Raw genomic sequence first — 3,241 nt, 5'->3', positions numbered from 1 at the left:
GTTCTACCCGCTGGCGACCTCAGACGATCTCGCAGAAACCGAACGCCTCGTGAAGGAGGCCGGAGGCGCCATCGTTGCGTTGGTTGGAGACGTCCGCAACCTCGAAGACGTCCAAGCTGCGTACGACGCGGGTATCGCACAGTTCGGCAAGGTGGACATCGTACTGCCGAACGCCGGCATCATGCCCGTCATCGGACCGGGCGAGCAGCGGCAGGCCTGGCACGACGCGATCGACACCATGCTCACAGGTGTGTGGCACGTGCTCGACGTGACCGTGCCGAATCTCGTCGAACGGGGTGAGGGTGGCTCGATCATTATCACCAGCTCGGCCGCCGGCCTGACGAGCATCGGTCTCAACACCTTGCCTGGCCAAGCCGGGTACAGCGCGGCCAAGCACGGTGTCGTCGGCCTCATGCGGCTGTATGCGAAACAACTCGCGCCCCACAGCATCCGGGTCAACACCGTGCATCCGACAGGCGTGAACACTCCGATGGTCGCGAACGCCGAGTACGGCGAGTTCGTCAACGCCCACCCAGAGGTCGCCGCCGACGAGTCGTACAAGAACCCGATGCCCGTCGAGCTGATCGAGGCAGTCGACATCAGCAACGCGATCGTGTACCTCGCTTCCGACGAGGCCCGCTACGTCACCGGAGTCACATTCCCCGTCGATGCCGGCTACAACATCCGTTGAAAGCGAAGGAGCTTCACTGATGACCACCACCGAAACCGCAACCGGTACGACGACCCCGTCGATCGCCGATCGCGAACAAATCTTCATCGGCGGCCGTTGGGTCGACTCGACCGGTGACGAATGGGTCGATGTCGTCGACTCGTTCACCGAAGAGAAGGTCGCACGCGTCCGCACCGCCACCGTCGAAGACGTCACCAAGGCGGTTGCCGCTGCGCGTGAGTCGTTCGACACGGGTGAATGGGCGTCGCGCACCATAGCCGAGCGCGCCGACGTTCTCGATGCCATCGCGGACCGTCTCGAGCAGCGCGTGGACGAACTGACGCCGATCGGCGTCATCGAGGTCGGGGTGCCGGTCAGCGTCAGCCGCCCGACCCAGCAGATGACCGGCGGCCTGTTCCGGGCCGTTGCCGCGGTAGCCCGCGAGTTCGAGGTCGGCGAAGAGCGATCCCGGGCCGACGGCGGCATTTCACGCATCATCAAGGAACCGACGGGTGTGGTCGCCGCGATCATCCCCTGGAACGGGCCGATCGGCACGATCGCGTTCAAGCTCGCGCCGGCGCTCGCCGCGGGCTGCTCGGTCGTGCTCAAGACCGCACCCGAGGCGCCGATCTCACCGTCGGTTTTCGCGGACATCATTGCCGAGCTGGTCGCGGAAGGTCGCATCCCCGAGGGTGTAGTGAGTGTGCTGTGTGCCGACCGCGAGGTGTCGGAGTCCCTCGTGACCAACCCGGACGTCGACCACGTCACGTTCACCGGCAGCACCGCCGCGGGCCGGCGCATCATGTCCCTGGCCGGCGAGCGCATCGCACGCGTGTCGCTCGAACTCGGTGGCAAGTCCGCGGCGATCATCCTCGACGACGCAGACATCAACCACGTGCTGCAGACGCTGCCCATGGGTGGCTGCATGCAATCCGGTCAGGCCTGCATCGCGCTGACCCGCGTGCTCGTCTCACACAAACGTCACGACGAGGTGGTCGAGGCACTGAAGGCTGCGTACGGATCTCTGCCGATGGGCAATCCGTGGGAGCCGACCAACTTCCTCGGCCCGCTCGCCTCCAAGCGTCAGCAGGACCGCGTGCTCGGCTACATCGACATCGCGAAGGAAGACGGCGCGAAGGTTGTGCTCGGTGGTGGCCGCCCCGAAGGCCTCGATACGGGCTTCTTCGTCGCAGCCACCCTGATCGACGACGTGCAGCCGGATTCACGTATCGCGCAGGAGGAGGTCTTCGGGCCGGTCATCTCGGTGATCACCTACGAGGACGAGGAAGACGCAATCGCGATCGCCAACAACTCGGTGTACGGACTGTCGGGCGCCGTCTACACCGAGGATCTCGACCACGGTTTCGAGGTCGCACGGCGCATCCGTACCGGGACCATCAGCGTCAACACCGCGACGATGGACTTCACCCTGCCATTCGGTGGTTACAAGCAGTCGGGCGTCGGGCGGGAAGGCGGCATCGAAGGTCTCGAAGAGTTCTTCGAGACCAAGACCGTCCACCTGCCTGCTCCTTCCCAGTAGGTCTGCAGAACGCGGTGCCCCACGGATTCGATCCGTGGGGCACCGGTGCGTCGTGGGCGGTTCGCGCGGGGAACGGCGGACTCGCTCAGTTGGCCGACAGCTTGACATTGCCGGAGGGCGCGGCTTCCGTGATCGCGATGTTCTCGTTGCGCACCACGCCGTGCAGGAAGCTGCGAATCATTTCTTCGAACAACTGCCGGGAGGTCATCTCGTTTGCGCCGAGTGCTTTGGACAGCAGGGGCTGCGACTCCGGGTCGACGTTCGGGAAGATCGTGGACTTGGTGCTCGGCTTGCGCATCGCCTCGGTGAGCACCGCGCCGAGCGTCAGGCGCTCCATACCGTCGAGAATCTGGACGTGCAGGTGCGCGGGCACTCCGGACTCCTCGAGAAACCGGGCGGTGTCCTCGTAGGTGCCGATCAGCAGGTCACGGGGCAGATATTGCAGCAGGATCGGCGCGGCGTTGCGGTGTTTGAGGATCGACCGGCGAAGGTTCATGCTCAGCGTCACGAAGAATTCGGGCCAGTCCGGGCCGGGCTTGCGTCGCGGTAGGTTTCCGGCGCCGGCGATCTGTCGAGCGACCGCTTCGAGAATCTCCGATTTGTCGGAGAAATGATGGTAGAGCGAGGGTGCACGCACTCCGATGTGTTTAGCCAGGCGTGGCAGGCTGAACGCATCGAGTCCCTCGGAGTCGATGATCTCGATGGACGCTGCCACGGCGGCTGCGCGACTGATCAGAGGTTTCGACGGTCGGGCCATATCTCGCTTTCGGTTCGAGCAGTACGCCGAGCCTGGTCGGCACGGCAGATGGTCAGAATGGTATATGTTCCCGTCGGTAAGGTGGTCATACGGTGAGAACCGCCTCGTCGAGGAACTCCACCAAGCCTCGACTCGAGACGTCGTTGTCGTCGCCGCCCACCATGTGCCCCGCGCCGCCCACATCGATATAGCGCGACCCCGGAATCAGCTCGAGGAGTTCGCGCGCTCCTTCCGGACTGACCACATCGGACTGGGCGCCACGGATGAGTAACGT

Annotated in this window: 4 protein-coding genes; 2 read left to right on the top strand and 2 right to left on the bottom strand. The window is 64.6% G+C overall.

What is annotated here, in order from left to right:
- Both AC1D1G_RS43465 and AC1D1G_RS43460 read left to right on the top strand, forming a co-directional pair.
- A partial coding sequence (locus AC1D1G_RS43465) for a mycofactocin-coupled SDR family oxidoreductase (RefSeq protein ID WP_477956739.1) occupies positions 1–691 on the top strand: 691 nt, incomplete at its 5' end.
- A gap of 19 nt (positions 692–710) precedes the next feature.
- Positions 711–2,210: an aldehyde dehydrogenase gene (locus tag AC1D1G_RS43460; RefSeq protein WP_283352104.1), complete on the top strand. Its 1,500-nt coding sequence runs from the start codon at positions 711–713 to the stop codon at positions 2,208–2,210.
- 85 nt (positions 2,211–2,295) lie between these two features.
- Here AC1D1G_RS43460 and AC1D1G_RS43455 read toward each other — a convergent pair whose 3' ends face one another.
- A complete protein-coding gene (locus tag AC1D1G_RS43455; RefSeq protein WP_283352105.1) occupies positions 2,296–2,967 on the bottom strand; it encodes a TetR family transcriptional regulator in 672 nt (223 codons plus the stop codon).
- Positions 2,968–3,052: 85 nt separating this feature from the next.
- Positions 3,053–3,241 (bottom strand): alpha/beta fold hydrolase (locus tag AC1D1G_RS43450; RefSeq protein ID WP_477956738.1); only part of this gene is annotated, 189 nt, incomplete at its 5' end.

The organism is Rhodococcus sp. P3_B8, assembly GCF_056402775.1.
This window is presented reverse-complemented; position numbering and strand designations above follow the sequence as displayed.

Excerpts from the sequence above, each read along its gene's own strand:
- AC1D1G_RS43460 (WP_283352104.1), top strand. The coding sequence starts at position 711 with ATGACCACCACCGAAACCGCAACCGGTACGACGACCCCGTCGATCGCC.
- AC1D1G_RS43455 (WP_283352105.1), bottom strand. The coding sequence starts at position 2,967 with ATGGCCCGACCGTCGAAACCTCTGATCAGTCGCGCAGCCGCCGTGGCA.